This window comes from Collimonas antrihumi (assembly GCF_018304965.1).
Lineage (GTDB): Bacteria > Pseudomonadota > Gammaproteobacteria > Burkholderiales > Burkholderiaceae_D > Collimonas > Collimonas antrihumi.
The window spans coordinates 29,438-53,490 of sequence record NZ_JAGQED010000005.1 but is presented as its reverse complement, the minus strand read 5'-3'; the positions used below and the strand labels follow the sequence as shown (position 1 = coordinate 53,490).

The following is a 24,053-nucleotide window of genomic DNA, read 5'->3' as shown; positions in this document are numbered from 1 at the left end:
CCATCATAACTCGATGCGTGTCCCCAATGCGGTCAGGAACAGCGCCAGCCACGCTGGATGTGCCGGCCATGCCGGCGCCGTGACCAGGTTGCCGTCGCGATGAGCAGCCGTTATAGCGATTTCTGCATATTTACCGCCCGCCAGTTTTACTTCCGGCGCACAAGCAGGATAGGCCGAGCAGGTTTTTCCTTCCAGCACGCCGGCCGCCGCCAGTAGTTGGGCACCGTGGCAGACTGCGGCAATCGGTTTGTCGGCCGCATGGAACTGCTGGACGATTTCGATCACGCGCGGATTCAGGCGCAGGTATTCCGGTGCACGGCCGCCCGGGATCAGCAAAGCATCGTAGCGGCTGACATCGACATCGCTGAATGCGGCATTCAGGGTAAAGTTGTGGCCGGGTTTTTCGCTATAGGTCTGGTCGCCTTCGAAGTCATGGATGGCGGTGCGGATCTGGGCGCCGGCGGCTTTGTCGGGACACACCACGTCGACCTGGTGGCCGACCATCTGCAGCGCCTGGAACGGCACCATCAATTCATAATCTTCAACGTAATCGCCGGCCAGAATCAGGATTTTCTTTGCGCTCATGATAGATCTCTCAGTGAGGTTGGTGGGGCAGGGAAGGTCGAGTATGAGACTCTAAAAATCTGTCAGGTAATAACTGGCTATTACCAGCGCAGGTTTCGATGCTGCGCTGCGCAATTCCCCGACTTTAATGAATGCAATGCACTAATGCGATAGCTGAATTACACTGTCGGCATCAGCCGCCGTGTGCAACTGCACAATGGCAAGCGAAAATTTTTTTAGAAAAGGTAAACAGATGGCCTCAAAAGATCCAGTGCCGTTGGTGGCGGCTAGCGCCTTGTCAAAACGTCCAAGCCGCGCCGAGGCGGAATCGGCGATTCGTACCTTGTTGCGCTGGGCCGGGGATGATCCGGACCGTGAAGGTTTGCTGGATACGCCGGCGCGCGTGGCCCGGGCTTATGAAGAATTCTTTGCCGGTTACAGCAAGGACCCGGTGGAAATCCTGTCGACCACGTTTTCAGAAGTTGAAGGTTACGACGAGATGGTGGTGTTGACCGGTATCCGTTTCGAGAGCCATTGCGAGCATCACATGGCGCCAATCATCGGCAAAGCGCATGTCGCCTATCTGCCGGACCATCGTGTGGTGGGGATTTCAAAACTGGCGCGACTGGTCGATATTTTCGCCAAGCGTTTGCAGATCCAGGAAAAAATGACGGTCCAGATTGCGGATACCTTGCAGCAAGTGTTGTTGCCGAAAGGTGTGGCAGTAGTGATCGAGGCATCGCATGGCTGCATGACGACGCGCGGCATTCACAAGCCGGGCACCAATCTGGTGACCAGCCGCATGCTCGGCGCATTCCGCGACGATCCGTCGACGCGGCGCGAATTCATGAGCATCATCAGCCAAAAGCGCAACGAGTAAATTGCGTTTGTTCGTCCTTTAGCGCGTTCTTTGGTCACATGCTCCGACTCACGTCGGAGCGCATTCCTGCAGCATTCAGATCAGTGGTCCGGAATCGTCTTTCTCTTCACGCCCGGTAACCCGGGCCAGCATGGCGCGCGCTACCACGCTACGCGACAAGTGCCAATACAACCCAATTACCGCGAGCGAAAACAACGCAAAACCCATCATGCCCGCGTATAGGTAAAACACCTTGTACAGCTCGATGCCGACGCCGTACAAAGTCATGTTGATCATGCCCATGGTGGCAGCGACAGTGGCTTTGGAGACGGCGCTCTCGGTCAGCGTGAAACGGATCATGACGGCTGCCGACAAACCTTCGCCGAAAGCAATCACGCTGATCGCCGCCACCAGGAAGTAGGGTTTGTCGAGGAACGCTGCGCCAAGCAGCATGATCAGGATACCCACGGCGATCGGATACATGGCCAGCTTGATCGAGCTGCCGAGGCGCCAGCGGTCGACTTGCCGCGCCAGCACCAGGTTGCCGGCAATCAGACAGGCGAACACCGGGATTTGCCAGTAGCCGTATTCGATCACGCTCAGATGGCCATCGGCCACCAGGATTTCGGGCGACATGGCGATCCAGCCGATCAGTGGAATCGCTAACAGAGGCATGCACATGGCGGCTTTCAGGAAATGGCGGTTGCCGACCACTGCACGGTAGTCGTGCCAGATCTGCATCAGCGGCAATTTCTCTTTGCGCTGCCTGACGGTTTCCGGCATATGCCGCGCCAGGCCGATGAGGGCGATAAAGGCAATCGCGGCGATGAACACGAACACCATGCGCCAGGGCAGGATGCCAATCATGAAAGCACCCGCCACCGGCCCGATCAGCGGTGCAATCAACGCCACATTGGCCATCAGCGCGGTGACCCGGATCGCGGCTTTTTCTTCAAACGCTTCTTGCACCACGGCGTAGCCGACCGAAGAAATAAAGCACAAGCCCATGCCTTGCAACACGCGCAAGACGATGAAACTCTCGATGCTTTGGGAGAACAGCGTCGCCAGGCAGGCCAGGATGAAGAAGATGGTGCCGCCCAACATGACGGGACGGCGTCCGATACGATCCGATAGTGGTCCGAACAACCATTGGAAGATGGCGCCGCCCACCAGGAATGCGGTCATGGCCGAAGCCATCCAGGCGGCGCTGGCGCCGAATTCACGGGTGACCGTCAGCATGCCCGGCTGGATCATGTCATTGGCGATGTACACCGAAAACTCAAACAAGACCAGAGCCAGCGGGAACATCAGGGTATTACGGGTAAGCGTAGAGATTTTTTGCATTTTTTTGTTTTACGGGGTGAAGCGGCGACAATTGCGGCATTGGCTAACGCGCGGGTAGTAGATACCCTGCGGGTGTCACGGACGAACTTGTTTGATTAATTTGCTTGATTAACTTGCTTGATTAACTTGCTTGATTAGCTTGCTTGATTCAAACGGCTGGTGTCGCCCAGTCGGTGTCTGCGTTGAATTCCTCGACCAGAAAATCGAGCATGGCGCGCAGGATGGCAGGCATTTGGCGGCGCGAAGCGTAGACGCCGTAAATACTCATTTCGCGCGGTTGGTATTCGCCGAGCAGCGCCCGTAGTTTACCACTACGCAGCAATCCTGACGCGGCATATACCGGTTGCAGGCTGATTCCGGCGCCATTGACAGCTGCCTCCAGCAATACCGACGATTCGTTGGCGCTCATATTGCCGCCTACCGGCACTGCGACCGGCACGCCGTCTTTCTCGAATTCCCACAGGCTTTTACCGAAGTAGGAATAAGTCAGGCAGTTATGCAAGGCCAGGTCTTCCGCCGTTTTCGGCGTGCCATGTTCTTTCAGGTAGGCCGGCGATGCGCATACCACCGAGCGGCACACCGCCAGTTTGCGCGCGATCAGATTGGGATCGAGTGCATTGGTGATGCGGATCGCCAGATCCACGCGTTCTTCGATCAGATTCACGGTCCGGTCGACCATCAGCATATCCACGGCTGTGCCGGGGTAGCGTTTCAGGAAACGCGTCAGCAGCGGCGCCAGGTAGGCTTGTCCCAGGGACATGCTGCAAGTCAGCCTTAGCGTGCCACGCGGCGTATTTTCGGGCGTCATCGCGGATGCCTGGATATCGCTGGCCATGCCAAGCATCTGACGGCAGCGCGGCAGGGTATCGCTGCCGGCGGATGTCAGGCTCAATTTGCGGGTGGTGCGATGCAGCAGGCGGGCGCCTACCCACGCTTCCAGTTCCGCCAGGTAACGCGACACCATGGCGCGCGACATGTCGAGCTTGTCGGCGGCGGCGGTCAGGCTGCCCTGGTCCGCTACCTCGACAAATACTTGCATTGCGATCAGCCTATCCATGATTTGCTCGATTTCTGCAACAAACTAGTCGTCATTATGCGGTTTTTCGCATCGTTTTTGGCAACTATGATGATGCTTCTTTCACCTCCCCCTGGAGATATCGATGTTTACACGCTCACCACGCTCACTATTCCGGTCGCTGCTGGCAGCCGCCGCCGGCTTGATGATCGCCGGCTCGGCAGCAGCAGCGCCGCAACCTTTGAAGCTGGAAGTCTATAATCCCGGCGCCAACGGCATTTTCCCGGTGTCTTCCGAGCTGATTACCGGCAGCACCGACGCCATCGTGATCGATGCTCAGTTTGATCGCGCCAATGCCGGCCAATTGCTGAAAAAGATCCGGGACAGCGGCAAGAAGCTAACCACGATCTACATCAGCCACGGCGATCCTGACTACTACTTCGGGCTGGAAGTGCTGAAGGAAGCCTATCCGGACGCCAGGATCCTGGCGCCGGCACCAGTGATCGCACACATCAAGGCAACGATGCAAGACAAGCTGGCATTCTGGGGACCCAAGCTGGGCGCCAATGCGCCTAAGCAGCTGATCGTGCCGGAACCATTGCAAGGCAATACGCTGACGCTGGAAGGCCGCAAGCTGGAAGTGATCGGCCTGGACGGCGCCAGCCCGGATCGCACTTTTGTCTGGATTCCATCATTGAAAGCGGTAGTTGGCGGCGTGCTGGTAGTCGGCAACGAGCATGTGTGGACTGCCGATACCCAGACCCTGGCTTCGCGCCAGCAATGGATCAAGATGCTGGACAAGATTGCCGCCTTGCATCCGAAGGTAGTGGTGCCAGGACATTTCAGCGCCGGTGCGCCGCAAAACATCGAATCCGTACGTTTTACCAAAAACTACCTGAAGATTTATGAAGTAGAAACCGTCAAAGCCAAGGACTCCGCCGCCTTGATTGAAGCGATGAAAAAGCACTATCCAGATCTGGATGGCGTATCTTCGCTGGAACTCGGCGCCAAAGTGAGCAAAGGTGAAATGAAATGGTAAAGAATCATGATTGCGGCGACAGTAGTTGTCCGCTTCCCGGTGCGACCGTAAAGGATGCCGTAGCAGGTGTAGCAGCACCGGCCGCAGTTGCAGCAAAGGGCGCAGTGCTGCATTACATTTACGATCCGATGTGCGGCTGGTGTTACGGCGCAGCGCCTTTGCTGCAGGCCGCAGGTGAGGTCGACGGTCTGACGATTGAATTGCACGGCGGCGGCATGATGACCGGCAGCAATCGCAAACAGATCAGCACACAGTTGCGCAACTACGTGATGCAGCACGATCATCGGATTGCAGCGATGACCGGCCAGCCATTCGGCGACGATTATTTTAACGGTCTGCTGTTGGATACCGCGGCGGTGCTGGACTCCGGGCCGCCGACCACTGCGATCCTGGCAGCCGAAGCAATCGCGGGGCGCGGCCTGGCAATGCTGGCGCGGATACAGGCTGCGCATTACGTGCAAGGCTTGCGGGTTGCCGAGACTGCGGTATTGCATACTCTGGCGGTAGAAATCGGTCTGGAACCGGTGCTCTTTGATAGCAAGTTTGCTGAGCTTGGCGAAGCCGCCACACATGCCCACATTGCCGCCAGCCGCGCCTTGCTGGCGCGAGTCGGCGGCCAAGGGTTTCCTACCTTTGGGTTGCAACGCGGAGCACAAATCGAGATGCTGGATGCCGGCCGCTTCTTTGGTCAGGCGGAGGCCTGGAAGGCTGTCTTACGCAGATAAATTACGCGCGTAATTTTTGGCGTTTGCGTCATTAGAAAGTAGAAAGCCTGCCTTAAAGCAGGCTTTTTTTATTTCAGAATCTGCCGCCGCTAGCTACCTTGATAGTTGCATCATGCAATATGTATAAAAAACCAATTTATTGTTATTTTGTAGTTATTTAATGCTAATTACTCGTTATATAACGCTAATATTGCGAATTTTAATGCTGTCGTTTAGCAACATATATGCCTTTTTTAGCGTTTCATGACAGGTTTGTATTGTATCGGCCTAATGCGGAATGTATCGTTGCAGCAATTTTTCAATTAAGTAATTTGACGTAAAACACCGGGCCACGATTGACCAAGAGAAGTGTTTGCTGCAAGTTAATACCGAGTAAAAGTATGAATCGCAAACATGCAGGCCGTTTCCCCTTATCAGTTGTTTCCATAGCAGTATTGACCATGCTCGCGGCGTGCGGCGGAGGTGGCGGCGGTTCTGCCGGCCCTGGCGACAATACCCAGCAACCGGTGCCGACCACCACGCCCAATTCCACCGTTGCAACACCGCAAAGCGTTGCGTCGACTCTTAATCCAGCCGATCCGAGCAACGCAGCTGCCGCCTGCGCGCGCGGCATCGTCGGCGCCGGCGTGATGGTGGCATTGATTGATACGGACTTTAACGTTAGCGATCCGGAATTTGCCGGACGCCTGACCAAAATCGTGTATAACAGCGGCGGCGCCGGCAACCTGCACGGCAGCGAAGTGGCGGAAGCGCTGGGCGGAACCAGCTACGGCGTGGCGCCGAGGGTCAGCATGCTGGGCGCCGCGGTCGGCACCGGTGGTGAAAACGTTACTTTCAACAGTTCAACCTATCAGGATCTGTACAACAAGGGTGCCCGCATCTTCAACCAGTCGAACGCCTTCGGCTCGATCGCGACACCAGGCAACAACGGCCCGACTTTCTACAACATTTATCAACCGTTCGTGGCGCAAGGCAGCTTGTTCATCTGGGCTGCCGGCAACGATGCCAGCGCCCATCCCAGTCTGACGGCAGGTTTGCCGGCCTTGTATCCCGATCTGCAAAAAGGCTGGATCACCGTGGTGGCGGTGAACGCCGCCGGCGGCGCGCAAGGATACTCCAGCAGCGACACTACGCCGGGTGTGCTTTCCAGTTATTCGAACCGTTGCGGCGAGGCAGCCAACTGGTGCCTGGCAGCTCCGGGCGATTTTGTCTCGAACGCGGGTGGCGGCCGGGTCTACGGCACCTCGTTCGCCACGCCAGCGGTCACCGGTGCGGCTGCGCTGGTGCAGCAAGTCTTTCCGTGGATGAGCGCCGACCAGATTCGGCAAACCATCTTGTCGACCGCGACCAGCATGGGCGATACCGCTACCTACGGGTGGGGTTTGCTGAATGCCAGCAAGGCAGCCAACGGCCCGGCCCTGTTTGACACCAGGCTGACGCTGGGCGGCAACTTCGTCGCCAAGTTCGACTCCGTCAGCGCTACTTTCGGCAACGACATCGGCGGCAACACCGGTTTGCTGAAAGACGGCAGCGGCACGCTGACCTTGGCCGGCAATAACACCTACAGCGGCGTCAGTGAAGTATTGAAAGGCACGCTCAATGTGACGGGGTCGGTTGCCACTTCGGTCACCATCGACAGTGCCGGCATCTTGTCCGGCGGCGGCCGCATCGGCGGCAGCGTGTCCAACTACGGCCGTCTCAGCAACACCGGTAACGGCATGACGATTGCCGGCAACTACTCGGCGTCGGCCAGCTCGGTGCTGGCTAATCAATTCAATTCAACCTTGACTGTCGGCGGCAGCGCTACGCTGGGTAATTCGCATCTGGTCGCCACCACGCCAGCCGGCAGCAGCGATCCGTCCGGCTACGTGGCGCAGCAAGTCGGCGTCAAAGGCAAGGTGCTGACTGCCGCCAGCGGCGTATCCGGCCAGTTCCAGGATGTCTCGTTCGAACATGACGGCACGGTTTTCAATCCGGGTACTTTCCTGACCGCGTCGCTTGCTTATACTGCCAATGAGGTCGACCTGAGCATCGGGCGTAACGATGTCAAGGCAGTTGCGGCGCAAGCGTTCGCAACGGATCCTACCCGTAACAATAGTGCCGCCAATGTCGAGCAGGGACTCAAGGCAGCCGACGCCATGGTCGCCAGCGGTAACACAGGCAGCAATAACAGTGCCTTCCTTACCAGCGCCGCGGCGCTGCAGCGTACTGCCGGTATTGCTGCTGCGGCGCAGGTACTGGATAGTCTGTCGGGACAGATTTATGCATCGTCGCAGGCGCTGACTTTCCAGCAGTCGCAAGCCATCAACCGCGATTTGTCGAACCGCTTGTCGCTGTTGGCCAGCCCGGTATCCGGCAATACCAAAGCCGGCTTGTGGGCCAGCGTGATTGGCGCTACCGGCAAGCTGGGTGAATCGGGATATGCGTCTGCCGACACCTCGACCTGGGGCGGACAATTTGGTTTTGATACGCATCTGAATGACAAGGCGATTGTCGGCGCCGCGCTATCCTACTCGGAAAGCAAAGCCAACTTCGATCGAAACAGCGGCACCTCGAACAGCCAGAATACCGGCTTGTCAATGTATGGCCGCTACGCGCTCAGCAATAACGGCTTCTATGTTTCCGGCCGTGCCGGCATCGCCAGCGTTACCAGCAAAATCAATCGCACTGCAATCCTCGGCACGGAAGTGGATAGCCTGTCTGGTAACCATACCGACCGCATGATATCGGCCTATGCCGAAACCGGATACGTGCGCAATCTGTCGGCCACATCGACACTGACGCCGTTTGTCGGCATCAGCTACGATCGTCTCAAGCGCGGCGGTTTTACCGAAGCCGGCAGTCCGTTCGGCCTGACCGCGGGCAGCAGCACATATCAACAGACAGCGAGCGTGCTGGGTTTGCGTGGCGACGCCAAACTTGACTGGTTAGGTGGCGTGACCAATTTGCAAGCCTACGCCGCCTGGCAACATGGCTTCAACGACGGCAAGCTGGATTTCAATGCCGCCTTCGTGGGAGCGCCGGCAGCCGGCTTTACGGTGCAAGGTATCAACCTGCCGCGCAATAGCGGCTGGGCTGGCATCGGCATCTCCAGTGCGCTGGCGAACAATTGGAGCTGGTACGCCAATTACGACGCGCAGTTTGGCAAGGGTGGATTGGCCAACAACGTATTCTCGGCAGGTATACGCAAAGCGTTTTGAAGAATCTGCCTCGGTTGTGATCAGCGATGATCGCGATGGAGTTAAAGCAAACGGCCTGTATAGCTCGCAAGAGCCATACAGGCCGTTTTGCAATGAAACGGATTTTGCACCAGGCTACAGCTCAGGCAACCGCTTTCAGTTGATTGAAATCGGTATTGCTGGCCGGTGCGAAACCGCCATGAGCAGGGGCGTGGTTTGCATAGAACTGGCCGAAGCGGTTGGCCAGGAAATCTGTCAGCGAGGCTTGCTCTTGCCGCACAAAGCCGCTTTGCGGCAAGACACCGGTTACTACCAGATCAACCATGGCGCAGATGCCGGCAGCGGTAGTCAGCTGGATCGCCGACAACAACTGGCCGTTGACGTGCTGGCTATAGATTTTCTTGGCATAGGTTTCTTGCTCAAGGCGGCCGTCGCGCATGCCGCTGACGCTGACGAAAGTCAGCACCACATCCTGCTTGGTGATCGGGATCGAGGTTTCCAGCACTTCCTTCAGGATCGGACGGCGTTCCAGTTTGCCCAGTTGCAGGTCGCGCACCAGAATCTTGATGATGTCGCGATGGCCGGGATAACGCACGGTTTTGTAATCCAGGTTCTGTACCCGGTCACGCAGGCTTTCGCACAAAGTGCCCAGGCCGCCTGAAGTGTTGAATGCCTCGTAATCGACGCCGTCGAGCGAGAAATGTTCCAGCTCTTCCAGCGGCGAAGTTTCGCGCAGGACGCCGTCGACAATCGCTTCGCAAGGATTGCAGTACTCGTTGATCAGGCCGTCGGTGCTCCAGGTCAGATTGTATTTGAGCGCATTGCTAGGATAAGTCGGCAGCGCGCCGACGCGCATCTTCACGTCATGCAATTGCTCGAAGCGGCTTGCCACGTCGTTCGCCACAATCGAAATGAAGCCAGGCGCCAGGCCGCATTGCGGCACAAAGGCGGTGCTTGAATCGAGCGCCAGTGCCTTGACGAAACGGGTGCTTTCGACATCTTCGGTCAAATCGAAATAATGCGATTTCGCTGCTTTTGCGGCACCCGCGATAACCGGTGTCAGGAAGTAAGGGCAGGCCGACAGCGTGACATCGTGGCCGTTGATCAGCTTGGTCACGGTCGGTGCGTGCGAAATATCCGCCAGGATCGTGGTGACGTTGGGAAAGCCGGCTTGCTTCACATATTCCAGCCGTTGCGGATCGCGGTCGGCCACGGTCAGGATGTAATCGCCAGTGTGGGACAACAGGTTAAGAATGGCATCGCCGATTTTACCGGCGCCTAAAAGTATCAGTTTGGTAGTCATGTCGTCGCTCACGTAGTTGTTTTAGTCAATGCTGCGGTTCTGCTGAAGCAATTGTAAATTCAAGCGAAGTCAGATAATAGAGTGTAAATAGTCGTCGATATGTATAATAATGATACGTTTTGACGAACATTGAAGATGGAATGTCGCGTTAAGAGATAAGCGAGAGAGAAATGAGAGAGAAATGAGAGAGAAATGAGAGCGGAATGAGAGAGAAATGAGAGAGAAATGAGAAATAAGCTCGACGAAGTCGACCACAAAATCCTGGCCTTGCTGATGGATGACGCCCGGCTCTCCATGGCAACTATCGCCAAGCGGGTCGGCATTGCCAGGACCACGGCGATAGCACGTCTTGCGGCGATGGAAAAGAAGGGCGTGATCGCCGGTTACGGCGTGCGCCTCGATGTGGAGTTGTACCAGCCGGCGGTGCGCGCTTACGTCGGCATCTCGATCGATTCCCGCAATGCGCCGCTGTTGGTGCAGCAGCTGCAAACAATGTCGCAGGTGGAAACCCTGTGCGCGGTGAGCGGCGTGATCGACTATATGCTGACCCTGCGCTGTCAATCCACCGACGAGCTAGACCGTTTGCTGGACCAGATTGGCGCGATGGAGGGGGTAAGGCATACCTCGACCTCGATCATTCTCAGCAAGCGTATCGATCGCGGACCAATCTGATTTTCTGAAAGATATGTGTTTTATCTATAACTGTTATGCGAATAATAAAGCAGACATGAATGCTGCACTGCCATATAGTTACGCCTGTCTCCTCCAACACCTCCTAAGGTTTGGATTCAACCCGCTACCGCAAGGTCTGGCGGGTTTTTTTTTGCCTGGCTAGATTTTCCTTGCTTGCTCCCTGCTTGAGATAATATGCAGCCAGGAGGCGACACATGGACATAAATAAATCTACGGATCGGATTGAAACAGAGATCGTGCTCAAAGCCGCACGTTCGCGGGTCTGGCGTGCGTTATCGAATGCGGAAGAATTCGGCGACTGGTTCGGGGTGGCGCTCCAAGGAAAAACCTTCGTCGCCGGGCAAGCAGTGCAGGGACAGATCACCTATCCGGGCTACCAGCATCTGACCTGGGAAGTCGTGATAGAACGCATGGTGCCGGAGCAATTGCTGTCCTTCCGCTGGCATCCCTATGCAGTTGATACAGCCATCGATTATTCGCAAGAACCCACCACGCTGGTCGTCTTCGAGCTGACTGCTGTCGAGGATGGCGCTTTGCTGCGCGTGGCCGAATCGGGGTTTGATAACATCCCGGCAGAGCGGCGCCAGGAAGCGTTTCGCATGAACAGCGGCGGCTGGGAAGCGCAGATGAAGAATATCGAGAAATATGTCGCCGCAGCCGTTACATCGTAACGCTGCATCGAAGCAGGTGTCGTTGCAAAATTCGGCGCCTGGTTTCTAGATGGACTTTTGATTTACCCGCTTGCTTAACTGCTCCGCACTTTCCTTGCGTTCGCTGTAACGGTCTGTCAGGAGTCCGGAAACGTCACGCGTCAGCAAGGTAAATTTATACAGCTCTTCCATCACATCGACCACTCGCTCGTAGTAGGACGAAGGCTTCATGCGGCCATTGTCGTCAAACTCCAGGAATGCCTTGGCGACCGAGGATTGATTCGGGATCGTGATCATCCGCATCCAGCGCCCCAGTATGCGCATCTGGTTGACGGCGTTGAAGGATTGCGAGCCGCCGGAGACTTCCATCACGGCCAGCGTTTTGCCTTGGGTTGGCCGTACCGCGCCTACCGATAACGGGATCCAGTCGATTTGTGCTTTCATGATACCGGTCATGGCGCCATGCCGTTCGGGGGAACACCAGACCATGCCTTCGGCCCATGCAGCAAGCTCGCGCAACTCTTGCACTTTGGGATGGGTATCGGGTTCACCATCCGGCAATGGTAATCCGCGTGGATCGAAAATCCTGACTTCGCCACCCATCGCCTGCAGCAAACGGGCGGCTTCCATCGTCAAAAAGCGGCTATAGGATTTCTCACGTATCGAGCCGTACAGCAGCAGGAAACGCGGTGCATGCGTGGCACGCGCGACGGAGGAAAAATCGGTCGCCAGCGGCAGATGAAATAATTCGGCGTCGAGGTTCGGTAAATCAAGCAGATGGTGTGACACGTTGTCCCTCCGCATTGATCACAACTTCACCATCTTCTTTGGTGAACGCGCCGCGCTGCGCATGCGGCAGAATCTCCAGCACCAGTTCAGATGGCCGGCAAAGGCGCGTGCCTATGGTTGTCACGACAAAGGGGCGGTTGATCAGGATTGGATGCGCCAGCATCGCATCCAATAACTGTGCATCGCTCAAGCTTTGATCGTCCAGGCCTAGTTCGGCATAAGGAGTTCCCTTTTCGCGGATCGCTGCGCGCACCGTAAGGCCAGCATCGAGGATCAGTTGTTGCAGCGTGCTGCGCGAAGGCGGCTGTTGCAGGTATTCGATAACCTCCGGTTCGTCGCCAGAGTTCCTGATCAGAGCCAGGGTATTGCGCGACGTGCCGCAGGCAGGATTGTGATATATCGTGATGGTCATGATGATAGTTCCTTTGTAAGCAGGGAAGGGCCGTCAGTGCTTGGCTTCGTACCAGCCGCGGCTGCGGTTGACGATGCCGACTACCAGCAGCATGGCCGGGACTTCGATCAGCACGCCAACCACAGTGGCGAGCGCGGCGCCGGATTTGAAACCAAACAGACTGATTGCTGCCGCCACCGCCAATTCAAAAAAATTGGATGCGCCTATCAGTGCCGACGGACCGGCGATCGAATGTTTTTCACCGAGTACTCTGTTAAGCCAGTAAGCCAGCGCCGAGTTGAAGAACACTTGTAGCAGAATCGGAATCGCCAACAGCGCGATGACTAATGGCTGTTCGACGATGGCATCGCCCTGGAATGCAAACAACAAGATCAAAGTCAGCAGCAGTGCCGCGATGGACCACGGCTGGATGTTGTGCATCGCGGCGTCGAACGCCACCTGGCCCCGTCGCAGCAATGCTCTGCGCCATAGTTGGGCGATGATGACGGGAACCACGATATACAACACCACCGACGTCAGCAGCGTCGCCCACGGCACCACGATGCTCGATACGCCCAGCAGCAGTGCCACCAGCGGCGCGAAAGCGAAGATCATGATCAGGTCGTTGATGGCCACTTGCGACAGGGTGAAGTAAGGATCGCCACCGGTCAGCCGGCCCCACACGAAGACCATCGCGGTGCACGGCGCAGCGGCCAGCAGGATCAACCCTGCCACATAGGAATCGAGTTGCGCGGCCGGCAGATAGGGTGCGAACCAGTGGCGTATGAATAGCCAGCCGAGCAACGCCATCGAGAATGGTTTCACCGCCCAGTTGATGAACAAGGTGACGCCGATGCCGCGCGCATGCCCCTTTACCTGGCGCCAGGCGGCGAAGTCGATCTTGAGCAGCATCGGAATGATCATCACCCAGATCAGCAAGCCAACCGGCAGATTCACCTTGGCGATCTCCAGGCCGCCGATTGCTTTTACGGCATGGGGAAACGCTTGCCCTAGCAATACGCCGATCACGATACACAAGGCTACCCAGATCGTCAGGTAACGTTCAAATACGCTTAGTGAGGCAGTTTCGGCGCGTTGGCCGATGACGTCGGTTTGAGCGGACATCGGTAAATTCTCTGTTTTCATTTCAAGCTGTCTGAGGGCAGCAAACAGTGGCCGGTGCACAGACGGCATTGCCGCCGCAGCAGTTTTCAGTCAGGAAGCCGATCAGGCCATTCATGGTGTCGAAATTGGCCGAGTAAATGACGAAGCGTCCTTCATGGCGGGAGCTCACTAATTGTGCATGCGAGAGTTCTTTCAGGTGGAAGGACAGGGAGGAGGGGGATATGGACAGTTGCTCGCCGATTTTGCTGGCCGCCATGCCGTCGGGGCCGACCTGAACCAGCAGACGGAAAACCGCCAGGCGGGATTCTTGCGCAAGTGCGGCAAGCGCGGTGATCATGTTCTTGGTTTCCATGGATGGCCTTTATTATTCAATATTTCAATTATTATTGAAATATTGAATTAATTCAAGTGACCATTTAAATTTCTGGAGCGAAGTCAGTGTCGAATGTTGCCTAGGAAAGCGCCATACCGTGACTAGCCTGCGAATTCATCTATGATTGTGGGTACGAATGGAAGCGCGCCATGGTTACCGCAACATTTCGTTTCTACGAGGAATTAAATGCGTTCCTGCCCAGCGAACGGCGCAAGCGTGCGTTCGATGCAGTGTGTGTGCGTGCTGCTACCGCCAAGCACATGATCGAGGTGCTTGGCGTGCCGCACACCGAGGTCGAACTGGTGCTGGTCAATGGCGAGACTGTCGGTTTCGACCGGCTGCTGCGGGACGGCGACCGCGTTTCTGTTTACCCCAAATTCGAAGCACTTGATATCACCCCATTGTTACGCGTGCGCGACCAGCCACTGCGCACAAACCGCTTCATCGCCGACGCGCATCTGGGTGGCCTGGCTCATCTGCTGCGCATGGCTGGCTTCGACACACTCTACGACAATAATTTCCTCGACAGCGCGATCGCTTCCATCGCGGAAAAGGAGGCGCGGATCGTGCTCACCCGCGATCGTGAACTCCTCAAGCGCCGCATCATCACGCATGGCTGCTATGTGCACGCGCTCAAGTCGACACAGCAGCTTAAGGAAATCTTCGAGCGTCTGGACCTGGCCCGCAGCGCGCGGCCCTTCACGTTGTGCCTGCAGTGCAACGTTCCTTTGCGGAGCATCGACAAAGCACTGGTGGAAGAGCGGTTGCCGCCAAAGGTACGCGCGCATTTCGAACGCTTCAGCACCTGCGATCTTTGCCAGCGTGTGTTCTGGGAAGGGACGCACTGGCGAAGCATGCAAGCGTTGCTAGCCGAGCTCATGGTGAAGAGAGATTCTGATCCTTGACTTGCGGACACCATCGTCTACCTTGTCGTAACAAGCAAAGCAAGCGCCCCTGGCGAGCCGGCTTTCCGGCGGTTGCGCGAAAGTAAAGCAAGCCGGTGCGGCGGAGCAGCAGTAGGGTGGGTACATCGTGCCCACCCCACGAAGCGGCTAAAACGCCTCTCGCCTGCAAACAATCGTCGCTTGTACTGGCTTAGGAAAAAACTGCAACGCAATCAGCGCACAAACACTCCCGATCAGCCACACGGCTGGCCAGTTGCCGATAGTGAGGATGTGCGGAATCGCCAGCGGTGTCAGGAAGCACATCACGAACACACTTGTATTTGCCATGCCAAGCGCAGTGCCGGCGTTGCGTGCGCCGGCGATCGTCGCCAGTTCGGTATAGGCGACACCGTGCCAGGCTGAGACACTGACCCCGGTCAGCACCAGCATGACGATCAGCAGCGTTGCCATGGCCGGGCCGACTGTCGGCAACTGGCCGGCCAGCGTTACCAGTGCAGCCAGCGCGGCGAAGGCAATCGCGCTGGTGATGGTGCAGAAGCGCAGGAATTCGCGCCGGTTACGATTACGGTCCGTCCAGCGGCCGCTCCATACGCGCATGACCATGGCGCCGCATTGCAGCGCTGCCATGGAGGCGGTGATGGCGGCAATGCCGGCGTGGCTGAAATCGTGCAGGAACACCGTGCCGAAGGACAGTATCGCAAACTGCGGCGCACACAAGATACCGATCGCGGCGACAATGCGCCATAGCTGGCGATCCTTCAATGGCGCAGGCGATGACGACAAAACGGTGTGGCTCACACGTGCTTTATCTGCTGCGGTTGCGGCCGGGTCATGTAACCAAAGCCACGTGAAGAACAACGTCACGCCGCAGAACAGAGCGAGCACGCCGTATACCGAGGCAAAGCCGAAATGGGTAGCCAGCGACGGCAAGATTAGCGCGCCGGCAGCACCGCCCAGAGGCACTGCGGTTTGGCGTATGCTCATCGCCATTCCGCGTTCGCCTTCGCCGAACCAGGTCATCACCGCACGGCCGCTGGAACCGTTGACGCTGCCGCCAAGCAGGCCGACCAGCAACAAGCCGGCCGCCAGCAGCGGCAGGCCAGGCACATAGCCGGGAGTCGGCGCAGCGAACATGGCCATCAGCGCCAGTGCCACAGCTGTTGTAGCGAGGCCGGACAATAGCACCGGACGGTCGCCCCAGCGATCGGTCAGCAAACCCCACGGCAATTCGCTTATTGCGATACCGAGCCCCATCAAGCCCAACACCAGGCCAAGTTCGGCATTGCTCAAATGATAACCAGAACGTATCAAGATCGCAGTTGTCGGAATGCCACTGAAAGCTGCCGAAAAACTAGCGTTGGCCGCAACGCCCACGCCCAGGACTTTCCAGCGATGGCGGCGATTATTGGTAAAAGCAGCAGATTGAGACATTGAATTTCTCCTGTGACGGGATGGGCTGCCTATGGAATAAGAGCGGCAATCACAAGCTTTGGTTTAAGCCCTTGCGGCAAGTATCGCTTTGCGTGATACTTTTGAATATCAGATAGTTTCGAATTGATTGTTTTGAAAAACAGGATGGTTGTCATGCGGCAAATCAGCTTTGACATCGACGTATTGCGCACCTTCACCACTGGCATCGACCTGGGCAGCTACGCCAAGGCCGCGGATCGCCTGGGCCGATCCACTTCAGCTGTGAGCGCGCAGCTGAAAAAACTCGAAGAACAGGCCGGTGCGCCGATCTTTCGCAAAGCCGGGCGCGGCCTGGCCTTAACCGAGGCCGGCCAGACGCTGCTGGGTTACGCGCGCCGCTTGTTGGATCTCAACGATGAAACCGCGAGCGCGGTGCGTGGCGTCGAGCTGGAAGGGGAGGTGAAACTGGGTTTGCAGGAAGACTTCGGCGAAGCGCTGTTGTCGGACGTGCTTGGCCGTTTCATGCGGGCGCATCCGAAGGTACGTGTCGAAGTTTGTGTCGCGCGCAGTACGGAGTTGCGCGAGCGCGCGACTTTGGGACGCATCGATCTGGCGCTGATATGGGAAGGCGGCACGCCGGCATTGAATGGCGAGCGAGTCGCCGATCTGCCTCTATGCTGGATCGGGCCGGCCCAGGATGTAGCCGGGCCGGTCACTTCGCCGTTGTCTTTGGTCCTGCTGGATGCGCCTTGCCTGCTACGGGATCTCGCTGAAACTGCGCTGGACTCGGCCGGGATCACCTGGCGTCACGCATTCACCAGCGCCAGCCTGTCTGCTCTGTGGGCTGCCTCGGCGGCAGGGCTCGGCGTGACTGTACGCACGCCGATCGGCTTGCCGGCCAGCTTGCGTATCATCAATCCGCAAGAGACCGGCTTACCGGTGCTACCGCAAATCGGCTTGTCTTTGTATCGTGCGCAAACGGTGGCGGGGCCGGCGGTGAATCGTCTGGAGGAGTTGCTGCTGCAGGCGGTGCACGAAACCATCCGGCGGATTGCTGCTGCCTGACGCGCCAATCCCCATGTTTTAAAGCGGCACCACCGGGATGCAAAGATCGCACTCGAATGCGCCGATTTGCGGATCACAGGCGGCGTCTGTCGGGTAGTACTCGAAGAATGGCCGGGCATCGAGCTGCATGCCGCTGGCTGGCAGCCAGTCGCGTAGCAGCCGGGTCCAGGAATCGCCGATATCGCGGCCGTTGCCGACATAACGGGTCACTGCATAACTGCCGCCGGGAATGGTGGTGATAAATGACCGGCCGCTGGCAACAAAATCCGATGGCACTTCAACGCCCGCATCGTAGCGGCATTTTTCTGAACTGGTAATCGCCGGATCGTTGTGGCTGATACCGTAGCGAGGGCGGCCGAACAGATTGTTGGTTTCCATCCAGGGGCTGACGGTTTCGATCCAGAACTCAGAAATGGGCTGGCCGTATGGCCCGATGTAGCGCAGGTAGGCGACTTTGGCTGGCTGCCGCTCGATGATTTTGACTTTCATGGGAATCTCCTTGGTGGCTGGTTGGGAGTTTCCATGATGGCCCAGGCGCTGGTTGGTTTCCTGATCCTCCTTGCCATGCAACTGACCGGGATTGCTGTCTTGGCCCGATGGCTTGTCATGACTTGCTTCAAGCTGGGAGGCCCAACGATCCGCCTCTCCCTGGCGCCACTCGGTGGCGGTGCAGCCGAACCTGGTCTTGAAGGCGCGCGCGAACGCTTCGGTCGAACCGAAACCTACCGACAGGGCGATTTCCAGCACTGGCACTACGGGTTGGGCGATCAGTCGCAACGCCGCCACTTCCAGCCGGCGCCGGCGCAGGTAATCGCCGAAGGTTTCGCCCATCCAGGCCGAGAACAGGCGGTGAAAATGAAACGCAGAAAAATGGGCGACTTCCGCCAAGGTATTCAGCTCAAGCACCTGATCCAGATGCAGGTCGATATATTCAAGCACCCGGTGCATGCGCCGGGCATAGGCGGCCTGGTTTTCTTGCGATGTCATGATGTTCCAGGCAGGCGCTGGATCAACGCGTCGCCAGCATGACGCCGACGCCGATCATCATCGCGCCCGAGGCGCGTTCGACGTTGGCTTTGGCGCGTGAAGAACGAAACATCTTGCGCGCAAGCTCGCCGACCAGGCCATAACCGAGCACCACTGCGCACATCACGCCAACGATGATGGAACATATGATCAGATAACTGGACAGCGTGATCCCGGAAACGTTAATCACGCCTGGCAGCAAGGCCATATAAAAAGCGATGGCAAGCGGGTTGGTGACGGTCATCGCCAGGCCCAGTCCGATCTCGATACCCAGGCTGGCAGCGGGAGCAGGAGTCTCAGCAGCAAGCGCGGCGCTGGCTTTGCGCCACTTCTTGATACCCAGCCAGAGCAGATAAGCCGCGCCAATGTACTTAAGCGCAACGAAGGCGGGGCCAAGGATTGCCAATAGGGCGGTCAGCCCGATCACGGCGGCCGTCAGCATCAGCAGCTTGCCGATAATGATGCCGATCGCCAGCGGCAGGCTGGCCTTGAGCCCGCCGGAAATGGAGCGTGAAAGCAGGGCGGCGATTTCCGGTCCGGGTAATGCTGCAGAGGCCGTAAAAGCTAGCAAAAAGATGAGGTACTGCATCATGTCCGATCCTATAGCCGATTCTATATTTAATCCTTGTCCTGGCCGCAATATTAGTCCGTGGCATCCCTATGCGCTACTGCTTTCTGATTCATCGGCAGGCGCCTGCGGCATGTGGCGTAAGGTCAGTCCCCAGAACACCAACGCCAGTAAGCTGACTGCGGCGCCGAGCAGGCAAACACCGTTCCATCGGGCGGCGGCATAGACACCAGTCGAGGCGATTGCGCCAAGGCCGCTGCCGACCGTATAAAAAAACATGTAGCAGGCGACCAATCGGCTGTGCGCGGCGGGCTGTGTTTTGAAAATCATGCTCTGGTTGGTGACGTGTATCGCTTGCCCGCCCAGATCCAGCAATACGATGCCAAGCACCAGCGCCCACAGACTGCAGGGCATCAACGCCAGCGCCAGCCACGACAACAGCAGTAGCATCAGCGCCAAGCCGGTGGTGCGTTGGCCACGGCCACGATCGGCCCAGTGCCCGGCGCGGGCTGCCGCCAGCGCACCGAGTACGCCGACCAGCCCGAACGAGCCGATCACGGTATGCGAGAAAGAATAGGGCGCGGCGCTCAAAGGCAATACCAGTGCACTCCAGAAGATGCTGAAAGCGGCAAACATCAACATCGCAATCACTCCTCGGATTTGCAGCACGCGTTCGTTTGCCAGCATGGTGAACATCGAGCCCAGCAGTTTCAAATAAGAGATGCGCTCGGTCGGCGGCGCCTGGGCCGGCAGCAGGCGCGATAAAACAACCAGCATCAGCAGCGCCATCGCAGCCGATACGAAATAAACAGCGCGCCAGCCGGACAGATCCGCCACCCAACCTGCCACGGTACGCGCCAGCAGTAGCCCGATCACCACGCCGCCTTGCGCCACGCCGACTACGCGGCCGCGCTCGGCGGGGGCGGCGGCACTTGCCGCATAGGCGATCAATCCCTGCGTCATGGCTGTGCCGAGCAGGCCAACACCTAGCATGCCAACCAACAGGGCAGCCGGAGACGATGCCATGCCCACCGCAATCAATGCCGTGCACAGCAAGCACAATTGCGCCATGGTCAGGCGTCGCCGATTCATCAGGTCACCCAAGGGCACCACGAACAACAAGGCCAGCGCACAGCCAACCTGGGTAGCGGTGAAGACAATGCCGATCGTGGCCTGGCTGAAACCGAAGTCTGCAGCCAGGGCATCCAGCAGCGGTTGCGCATAGTAGACGTTGGCCACACTCAAGGCGCAGGTGATCGCAAACAGCAGCACTAGTCCCTTGCTGAGAACCGGCGAGACGGCCGCTGCCTGGTCGACAACCCGGCTTTCCGCCATATTCAATTCAGGGCCGCCCTGTGGATAGGGAATTCGGCAATGTTGATGATTCGCCATGATAGGGTTCCTTTCTAGGGCTAGTTTCAAAATAAAACTAGTTGAAGTTTAGATTTTCTGGTTTTAAAATGCAACTAGAATCTGCAGCATACCCGGAGCAACGAGTCCTGATTAAGGAAGAACATGGCCAAGAGAAAGAGTTTGAAAAGCGATAGCTGCCCGGTAGCTCGTTCGCTGGATGTCATCGGCGACCGCTGGTCGCTGCTGATCATCCGCGATGCATTCGACGGCATGCGTCGTTTCGGTGAATTCCAGAAGAGTCTGGGAGTGGCGCGCAATATTCTGGCCGACCGTTTGCAGACCCTGGTCGCGGAAGGCATTCTTAAAGTTGCCCCGGCCTCTGACGGCACCGCTTACCAGGAATATCTGTTAAGCGCTAAAGGCGAGGGTTTGTTTACCGTAGTGGTTGGCTTGCGGCAGTGGGGTGAAAAATACTTGTTCGGTAAAGGTGAGGCCTTTTCCCGCATGCTGGAAAGCGCGAGCGGCAAGCCCGTGCAGAAAATCGAACTGCGTTCGTGTGAGGGGCACTTGCTGGGGCCTGCGGATACGGTGGTGCGCAAGGTCGATAGCAAACAGGAGAGTTGATACCGTTTTTTCGAAGCGCCGCCTTTGGTAAATGCCAGCTATATGACATGACGTAAACGAGAACGGAGTACAGGTCGCGCTTGCGGCGCTCGCTGTACTCCGTTTTTAAGGTGCAGGCAGTTGCCGGCTTTTTAGTTCTGCAAACCGCGTGGAATCGCGCTCAGCAACTGGCGGGTGTAAGGATGGATCGGGTTATGGTACAGCTCATCCGAGTTGGCCAGTTCCACCACTTTACCCTGATGCATCACCATCACCTGGTCGGCCAGGTATTTCACTACCGACAGATCATGCGAGATAAAGATGTAGCTCATGCCGAACTCTTCCTGCAAGTCTTGCAGCAGATTCAAGACTTGCGCCTGCACCGAGACGTCCAGTGCCGATACAGATTCGTCGCACACCAGGATTTCAGGACGTAATGTCAGGCAACGGGCAATCGCAATCCGCTGCCGCTGGCCGCCGGAGAATTCATGCGGATAGCGGTGGTAAGCCTGCGGTGGCAGACCCACTTTTTGCAACAGCTGCATGGCCATCTCGGTACGCTCGTTGTCGTCGCTGCCGATCTGGTGGATGCGCATCGGCTCCAGCAGGATCTGGCCGATGGTGAAGCGCGGGTTGAGCGAAGCGTACGGATTCTGGAAAATGATCTGGATGCGCCGCTTGTAAGACATGAAATCATGGTTGGACATGCCGATGATGTCCTTGCCTTCAAACAGCGCCTGTCCCGCAGTGGCTTGATGCAGGCGCATCAGGGTCAGGCCGACGGTGGTCTTGCCGGAACCGGATTCACCCACCACGCCCAAGGTTTTGCCGCGCGCCAGCTTGAACGACACATCCTGCACCGCTTTGAATTCCTTGCGGCCAAACAAGCCTTCGCGGAAATAGAAGCTCTTGCCCAGATTGCGTACGTCCAGCAGGATGTCTTCCTGGCCGCTGCAACCGCGGCTGCGTTCCCGTAAATCCAGGTCGGCGCCGTTGTGGCCGTTCATGTAGTCGCTGATGACCGGCAAGCGCCAAGGGCGGGTATCGAGCGAAGGGCGGCACATCAGCAGGGCTTTGGTGTACGGGTCTTGCGGTGCTTCAAAGATTTGCCGGACGTCGCCGTTTTCGCGTACTTCACCGTGGCGCATGACGATCACCTGGTCAGCGATTTCGCCGACCAGCGCCAGGTCATGGGTGATGAACAATACCGACATCTTGTGACGTTTGCGCAAGGCTTCGATCAGGTCGATGATCTGCTTCTGGATCGTGACGTCGAGCGCGGTAGTCGGTTCATCGGCAATCAGCAATTTTGGTTCGCAGGCGATCGCCATGGCAATCATCACGCGCTGTTGCTGGCCACCTGACATCTGGCTCGGGTAGGCATCGACCTTGGTTGCCGGCGATGGAATCCCGACTTCCTCCAGCAAGGCGATCGCGCGTGCGCGGGCCTGCTTGGCGTTCATGCCCATGTGCAGCTGCAGCACTTCGGCAATCTGGAAACCGACGGTGAACACCGGATTGAGCGATGTCATCGGTTCCTGGAAAATCATGGAGATTTCCTTACCGCACATGTCGCGCCGTTCGTCGGGCGACATGGTCAGCAAGTTACGGCCTTCAAACTCGATCACGCTGGTGGCGGCAATGCTGGAATTTTCCTTGGGCAGCAAGCCCATCACGGCCAGCGAGCTGACCGATTTTCCGCTGCCTGATTCGCCCACCAGGGCGACGGTGGTGTTGCGTGGAATATCAAAGGAAATCCCTTTGACGGTTTCCACCATGGTTTTTTTATCGGTGCGAAAACTGACGCGCAGATCGCGTACGCGCAACAACGGTTGTTCGCCGTTGTCCGCTGGATGGTTGTGGCTAGTCGAATCCATGATGTCTCCTATTTCAGCTTCGGATCAAGGGCGTCGCGCAGCGCATCGGTGAACAGCGAGAACGCCGTTACCAGGATCGCCATGGCGATACTTGCAGCTGCCAGCTGCCACCACTTACCCAGAATTAATTCGTTTTGTGCTTCGTTCAGCATGCTGCCCCAGGACACGACGCCGACCGGCACGCCGAAACCGAGGAAGCTCAAGATCACTTCCGACTTGATGAAGCCGACCACCGAGATCGACAGCTGCACCAGCGACACATGGCTGACGTTAGGGAAAATATGACCGAACATCTTGCTCCAGTGGCTGGCGCCGATCGCATCTGCCGCCATCACGTATTCACGCGTTTTGTGCTTCATGTATTCGGCGCGGATCAGGCGATAGGTGCCGGTCCAGCCGGTAAGGCCAAGAATCAGCACGATCGCTGTCACGCCTTTTTGCTGGAGTACCGCGGCCACCGCCAGGATCAGCAGCAGATAAGGGATGGAGGTGAAGATGCTGTAGAACCAGTTGAACGCGTCATCGACCCAGCCGCCGAAGTAGCCGGAGGCCGCGCCGAAGATGGTGCCCAAGGCAACCGCCAGCAGCGCAGCAACCAGACCGACGATGATCGAGGTTTCAGCGCCCTTGATGGTTTTCTTGATGATGTCGTGACCCCATTTATCGGCGCCGAACGGCAGCGTCGGTTTGCGGATCAATGTTTCGCTGCCACCTTTTTTAGCCAGCTCGGCGCGGATTTCAGCCATCTCTGTCGCCAGCGGATCGGCGATGCCATAGTCATTGGCAATCACCGGTGGCGTAGTTGCCGCGGTACCGCTCTTGCGCAAATCGCGCAGGATGTCGCGCAGCGGATCGACCGGATTTTCCGGCGGTGGCGCTTCAACCACGGCATCGTTGTCGTTGAAGCCGCGCTCGGCTTCGGTTTGCGCACCAATGAAGGTAGGCGGCGCGTAGTTGACGCCGACTTCCTTCGACCAGTCGCTGGCGATCAGGCCGCTGGCCGACAGCGCCAGCATGACCAGGTACAGGCCGACGACGGCGAGGGCAAGCATGGCGACATGATCGGCGCGCAGGCGGCGCCAGGCCAGAGCCCACAGGCCAGGAGAGTGTGTCGCGCCGGGCCCGGTGGCCAGGGTTACGGTGGTTGCTGCAGGCGCCGCTTGGGTAGGGGCCTGGTGGATACTTTGAGTCATGGCG

At 57.7% G+C, this 24,053-nt stretch carries 23 protein-coding genes; 9 read left to right on the top strand and 14 right to left on the bottom strand.

Annotated features, from left to right (window positions below):
- Window positions 1-3: 3 nt before the first annotated feature.
- Window positions 4-585 carry a DJ-1/PfpI family protein gene (locus tag KHU29_RS06535; protein ID WP_211452035.1) on the bottom strand — a complete coding sequence of 194 codons (582 nt, stop codon included), beginning with the start codon at window positions 583-585 and terminating at the stop codon, window positions 4-6.
- A 232-nt stretch (window positions 586-817) separates the two neighbouring features.
- Here KHU29_RS06535 and folE point away from each other — a divergent pair, with 232 nt between their 5' ends.
- A complete protein-coding gene (gene folE / locus KHU29_RS06530) occupies window positions 818-1,444 on the top strand; it encodes a GTP cyclohydrolase I FolE (RefSeq protein WP_211452033.1) in 627 nt (208 codons plus the stop codon).
- Window positions 1,445-1,519: 75 nt separating this feature from the next.
- Here the strand turns inward: folE and KHU29_RS06525 are convergent, their stop codons facing one another.
- On the bottom strand, window positions 1,520-2,767 hold the full coding sequence (locus tag KHU29_RS06525) for an MFS transporter (RefSeq protein ID WP_211452031.1): 1,248 nt from the start codon (window positions 2,765-2,767) through the stop codon (window positions 1,520-1,522).
- A 148-nt stretch (window positions 2,768-2,915) separates the two neighbouring features.
- On the bottom strand, window positions 2,916-3,824 hold the full coding sequence (locus tag KHU29_RS06520; protein WP_211452029.1) for a LysR family transcriptional regulator: 909 nt from the start codon (window positions 3,822-3,824) through the stop codon (window positions 2,916-2,918).
- Between the two features lie 103 nt (window positions 3,825-3,927).
- Here KHU29_RS06520 and KHU29_RS06515 point away from each other — a divergent pair, with 103 nt between their 5' ends.
- The 3 genes from KHU29_RS06515 to KHU29_RS06505 all read left to right on the top strand — a co-directional run bounded on the left by KHU29_RS06515 (window position 3,928) and on the right by KHU29_RS06505 (window position 8,746).
- Window positions 3,928-4,821 carry an MBL fold metallo-hydrolase gene (locus KHU29_RS06515; protein WP_211452027.1) on the top strand — a complete coding sequence of 298 codons (894 nt, stop codon included), beginning with the start codon at window positions 3,928-3,930 and terminating at the stop codon, window positions 4,819-4,821.
- The gene (locus tag KHU29_RS06510) at window positions 4,815-5,546 is read left to right on the top strand and encodes a DsbA family protein (protein WP_211452025.1); all 732 of its coding nucleotides are present in this window, start codon (window positions 4,815-4,817) and stop codon (window positions 5,544-5,546) included. The genes KHU29_RS06515 and KHU29_RS06510 overlap by 7 nt, the downstream gene beginning before the upstream one ends.
- A gap of 380 nt (window positions 5,547-5,926) precedes the next feature.
- Complete coding sequence (locus tag KHU29_RS06505) at window positions 5,927-8,746, top strand: autotransporter serine protease (RefSeq protein WP_211452023.1); 2,820 nt, start codon at window positions 5,927-5,929, stop codon at window positions 8,744-8,746.
- Between the two features lie 121 nt (window positions 8,747-8,867).
- On the opposite strand, the gene KHU29_RS06500 is transcribed toward KHU29_RS06505, so the two are convergent.
- Window positions 8,868-10,028, bottom strand: a complete 1,161-nt coding sequence (locus tag KHU29_RS06500) for a saccharopine dehydrogenase family protein (protein ID WP_211452021.1) — start codon at window positions 10,026-10,028, stop codon at window positions 8,868-8,870.
- A gap of 225 nt (window positions 10,029-10,253) precedes the next feature.
- Between KHU29_RS06500 and KHU29_RS06495 the strand changes: the two genes are divergently transcribed.
- Window positions 10,254-10,700 carry an Lrp/AsnC family transcriptional regulator gene (locus KHU29_RS06495; protein ID WP_211452019.1) on the top strand — a complete coding sequence of 149 codons (447 nt, stop codon included), beginning with the start codon at window positions 10,254-10,256 and terminating at the stop codon, window positions 10,698-10,700.
- 221 nt (window positions 10,701-10,921) lie between these two features.
- Complete coding sequence (locus tag KHU29_RS06490; protein ID WP_211452196.1) at window positions 10,922-11,392, top strand: SRPBCC family protein; 471 nt, start codon at window positions 10,922-10,924, stop codon at window positions 11,390-11,392.
- Window positions 11,393-11,437: 45 nt separating this feature from the next.
- Here the strand turns inward: KHU29_RS06490 and arsH are convergent, their stop codons facing one another.
- Genes arsH through KHU29_RS06470 form a run of 4 tightly spaced genes read right to left on the bottom strand, consistent with a single transcriptional unit; the run spans window position 11,438 to window position 14,028 of the window.
- Window positions 11,438-12,175, bottom strand: coding sequence for an arsenical resistance protein ArsH (arsH, locus tag KHU29_RS06485; protein ID WP_211452017.1), 738 nt, complete (start codon window positions 12,173-12,175; stop codon window positions 11,438-11,440).
- A complete protein-coding gene (arsC, locus tag KHU29_RS06480; protein WP_211452015.1) occupies window positions 12,141-12,572 on the bottom strand; it encodes an arsenate reductase (glutaredoxin) in 432 nt (143 codons plus the stop codon). Before arsC ends, arsH begins: the two co-directional genes overlap by 35 nt.
- Window positions 12,573-12,605: 33 nt before the next feature.
- Window positions 12,606-13,676, bottom strand: a complete 1,071-nt coding sequence (arsB, locus tag KHU29_RS06475) for an ACR3 family arsenite efflux transporter (RefSeq protein WP_211452013.1) — start codon at window positions 13,674-13,676, stop codon at window positions 12,606-12,608.
- A gap of 22 nt (window positions 13,677-13,698) precedes the next feature.
- On the bottom strand, window positions 13,699-14,028 hold the full coding sequence (locus tag KHU29_RS06470; protein ID WP_211452011.1) for an ArsR/SmtB family transcription factor: 330 nt from the start codon (window positions 14,026-14,028) through the stop codon (window positions 13,699-13,701).
- 170 nt (window positions 14,029-14,198) lie between these two features.
- On the opposite strand from KHU29_RS06470, the gene KHU29_RS06465 reads away from it, so the two are divergent.
- On the top strand, window positions 14,199-14,954 hold the full coding sequence (locus KHU29_RS06465; RefSeq protein ID WP_211452009.1) for a Mut7-C RNAse domain-containing protein: 756 nt from the start codon (window positions 14,199-14,201) through the stop codon (window positions 14,952-14,954).
- Between the two features lie 147 nt (window positions 14,955-15,101).
- Here the strand turns inward: KHU29_RS06465 and KHU29_RS06460 are convergent, their stop codons facing one another.
- Complete coding sequence (locus tag KHU29_RS06460; RefSeq protein WP_211452006.1) at window positions 15,102-16,385, bottom strand: MFS transporter; 1,284 nt, start codon at window positions 16,383-16,385, stop codon at window positions 15,102-15,104.
- Window positions 16,386-16,538: 153 nt separating this feature from the next.
- On the opposite strand from KHU29_RS06460, the gene KHU29_RS06455 reads away from it, so the two are divergent.
- The gene (locus KHU29_RS06455; protein WP_211452004.1) at window positions 16,539-17,429 is read left to right on the top strand and encodes a LysR substrate-binding domain-containing protein; all 891 of its coding nucleotides are present in this window, start codon (window positions 16,539-16,541) and stop codon (window positions 17,427-17,429) included.
- Between the two features lie 18 nt (window positions 17,430-17,447).
- On the opposite strand, the gene KHU29_RS06450 is transcribed toward KHU29_RS06455, so the two are convergent.
- The 3 genes from KHU29_RS06450 to KHU29_RS06440 form a co-directional block, all read right to left on the bottom strand.
- Window positions 17,448-18,416: an AraC family transcriptional regulator gene (locus KHU29_RS06450; protein ID WP_211452002.1), complete on the bottom strand. Its 969-nt coding sequence runs from the start codon at window positions 18,414-18,416 to the stop codon at window positions 17,448-17,450.
- A gap of 22 nt (window positions 18,417-18,438) precedes the next feature.
- Window positions 18,439-19,047, bottom strand: a complete 609-nt coding sequence (locus KHU29_RS06445; protein WP_211452000.1) for a LysE family translocator — start codon at window positions 19,045-19,047, stop codon at window positions 18,439-18,441.
- A 66-nt stretch (window positions 19,048-19,113) separates the two neighbouring features.
- Complete coding sequence (locus KHU29_RS06440; protein WP_211452195.1) at window positions 19,114-20,358, bottom strand: MFS transporter; 1,245 nt, start codon at window positions 20,356-20,358, stop codon at window positions 19,114-19,116.
- Between the two features lie 180 nt (window positions 20,359-20,538).
- Here KHU29_RS06440 and KHU29_RS06435 point away from each other — a divergent pair, with 180 nt between their 5' ends.
- Window positions 20,539-21,000: a winged helix-turn-helix transcriptional regulator gene (locus KHU29_RS06435; protein ID WP_211451998.1), complete on the top strand. Its 462-nt coding sequence runs from the start codon at window positions 20,539-20,541 to the stop codon at window positions 20,998-21,000.
- A 131-nt stretch (window positions 21,001-21,131) separates the two neighbouring features.
- On the opposite strand, the gene KHU29_RS06430 is transcribed toward KHU29_RS06435, so the two are convergent.
- Together KHU29_RS06430 and KHU29_RS06425 are read right to left on the bottom strand one after the other, a co-directional pair.
- A complete protein-coding gene (locus KHU29_RS06430; RefSeq protein WP_211451996.1) occupies window positions 21,132-22,856 on the bottom strand; it encodes an ABC transporter ATP-binding protein in 1,725 nt (574 codons plus the stop codon).
- 8 nt (window positions 22,857-22,864) lie between these two features.
- Window positions 22,865-24,049 (bottom strand): ABC transporter permease, encoded by a 1,185-nt coding sequence (locus KHU29_RS06425; RefSeq protein WP_246541613.1) that lies wholly within the window; start codon window positions 24,047-24,049, stop codon window positions 22,865-22,867.
- Window positions 24,050-24,053 lie beyond the last annotated feature (4 nt).